Origin of the sequence: Rhodoblastus sp., assembly GCF_041915505.1 — a bacterium.
Lineage (GTDB): Bacteria > Pseudomonadota > Alphaproteobacteria > Rhizobiales > Beijerinckiaceae > Rhodoblastus.
Map to the genome: position 1 here is coordinate 1 of NZ_JAYSBG010000424.1, position 2,715 is coordinate 2,715.

General features: G+C 67.3%; 2 protein-coding genes. One reads left to right on the top strand and one right to left on the bottom strand.

Annotated features, from left to right (window positions below; genetic code table 11):
* A partial coding sequence (locus tag ACE3S9_RS18000) for a Sir2 family NAD-dependent protein deacetylase (protein ID WP_374547853.1) occupies positions 1-297 on the top strand: 297 nt, incomplete at its 5' end.
* 6 nt (positions 298-303) lie between these two features.
* Here ACE3S9_RS18000 and ACE3S9_RS18005 read toward each other — a convergent pair.
* Positions 304-2,715: FAD-binding and (Fe-S)-binding domain-containing protein (locus ACE3S9_RS18005; RefSeq protein ID WP_374547854.1), on the bottom strand; the 2,412-nt coding region annotated here is incomplete at its 5' end.

Consider the following 2,715-nt stretch of genomic DNA (forward strand, 5'->3'; position numbering starts at 1 on the left):
TTCGCCGTTCCGGCCTGCCCGGCCTGCGGCGCCGTGCTGAAGCCGGATGTGGTGTTTTATGGCGAAAGCGTCCCGCGCGAACGCGTCGACACGGCCTTGGCGGCTCTGGACGCGGCCGACGCCATGCTGGTCGTCGGCACGTCGCTGATGGTCTATTCGGGCTTCCGTTTCGCCGAACGCGCGGCGGCCTCGGGCAAGCCGATCGCCGCGATCAATCTCGGACGCACCCGCGCCGATCATCTGCTGGCGCTGAAGACGGCGCAAAGCTGCGACGCCGCGCTCGCCTTCCTGCTTTGACCCGCCTCAAGCCGGCGCGGACGCCGCATCGACCAGATGCAGGATCGAGCGATAGCGCCGGCCGGAATGGGCGGCGAGGCCGATTTCGCAAGTGCGGCTGGAGGAATAGCCCTCGTGGCAGGCCTCGGGCAGGCTTTCCTTCAGATGACGCAAGGCGTGGTCGTTCAACTCCGGCTGTGAAAAGCCCTTGTCGCCGGCGAAGCCGCAACAGGTGACGCCGGGCGGCGCGATCACCTGTTCCGCGCAGGCGCCGGCGACCTCGACCAAAGCCGAGGCCAAGCCGGCCTTGCGCAGCGAGCAGGTGACATGGACCGCGACGGTTTCGGGCAGGCGCCGCAGGGCGAGCCGGGGCGCGATGGCGTCGCGCAGGAATTGCACGAGATCGACCGGCCGAAAGCGCGGGCCGGAAAAAGCCGCCATGCGCGTAGCGCAGGGCGAGGTGTCGAACACCAGCGGAATGGCTTCGTCGTCGGAGGAAAGCTTTCGCGCCAGCTCCTCCGCCTTGGCCTTGGCGATGTCGGGAAAACCCTTCGAGGCGAAGGGCTGGCCGCAGCATAATTCGTCGAGGCCCTCCGGCAGGACCAGCCGATAGCCCGCGCGCGCGAAAACCCGCGCCGCGACGTCCAGCAGCGGCGGGCTGTTGTCGCCGGCCGCCGGCCCCATCGCCCGGCTGGCGCAGGAGGGGAAGAACAGTACCGGCCGCAATCCGGCGTCCGCCGAGGCGGGCGTCGCGCCCGGCCAGGCCGGCCCGGGCATAGAGGACGACAGGCGCGGCAGGCCAAGGGCGCGATGGGCGGCGTCCGCCGCCTTTTGCACCATTTCGTCGCCGAGCAAGCGACGCGCCAGTCCGGCGGCGGCGAGGCCTGCGCGGGTCCCGTTGAGGGTCAAGGCGAAATGATCGGCGACGCCGGCCGCGACCTTTTTCGCCATGTCGCCGCGTTTCGCCGCGCGCACAGTGCGGATGAAAGCGCCGGTGTCGATGTCGAGCGGACAGACCGTCGAGCAGAGCGAACAGCCGGCGCAGGTGGCGTCGCCCGCATAATCATAGGCCGTTTCCATTGCGGCGAGCTGCGGCGCGAATGGATCGTCGCAACGCAGGCGCCGCATCTCGCGCGCCGCCGTAATGCGCTGGCGCGGCGACAGGGTCAGGCCCTTGGACGGACATTGCGGCTCGCAGAAGCCGCATTCGATGCAGGAATCCACTAGCGGCGAGACCGCCGGCATGGGCTTGAGATTTTTCAGATGGATTTCGGAATCGTCATTGAGAACAACGCCGGGATTGAGCAAGTTTTCGGGGTCAATCAACGCCTTGATCCGCCGCATGGCGGCGGTCGCGACCGCGCCCCATTCGCGCTCGACGAAAGGCGCCATATTGCGCCCCGTGCCGTGCTCGGCCTTGAGCGAGCCGTCATATTTACCGACCACCAGCTCCGCCACGGCCTCCATGAAGGCGGCGTAGCGTCTGATCTCCTGATCGGAATCGAAGCCCTGCGCAAAGACGAAATGGAGATTGCCCTCCAGCGCATGGCCGAAAATGATCGCCTCGCGATAGTCATGGGCGTCGAGCAAGGCGCGCAAATCGGTGGTCGCTTCGGCGAGCCGCTCGACCGGAAAGGCGACGTCCTCGATGATGACCGTGGTGCCAGGCGGCCTCTTGCCGCCGACGGCCGGGAAAGTGCCCTTGCGTATGTCCCACAGCCGGCCGGATTCGACCGGATCGGAGGTGAAATTCACGCCGTTCAGGGTATTCGCCGGGTCGACGATCGCGACGATCTCTTCAAGCTGCGCACGCAAGACTTGCGCGTCGGCGGCGCGCGATTCGATCAGCAGGGCGGAAGCGTCGGGGCCGAGCGCGTCGACATCGACCGGCATGCCCTTCTTGTGCTTCACGCTTTCGAGCGAGGCGCGGTCGAGCAATTCGACCGCTTCGACCGGCGCGCTTTTCAACGCGGTCACCGCGCGGCAGGCGGCGGCGAGATCGGCGAACACCACCAGAGCCGAGGCCTTGTCCCGATAATCCGGCACGGTGCGGTAATCGACGCGCGACAGGAAGCCGAGCGTGCCCTCCGAGCCGATCATCAGATGGGCGAGAATCTCGACCGGATCGTCGAAATCGACCAGGGCGTTGATGGCGTAGCCGGTGGTGTTCTTGCGCCGGTATTTTTCTTTTATGCGCGCGGCGGTCGTTTCGTCGGCCTTGATCTCCCTGGACAGCGCAGCGAGGCTGTCGAGCAGCGCCTTGTGCGAGACGCGGAAGGCCGCGACGCTGGACGGATCGGCGGTGTCCAGCGTCACGCCGTCGGCGAGCGCCAGGCGCAGGCTGGCGAGCGTATGATAGGAATTCTGCCCGACGCCGCAGCACATGCCGGAGGCGTTATTGGCGGCGATGCCGCCGATCTTCGCCGTGGCGATGGAGGC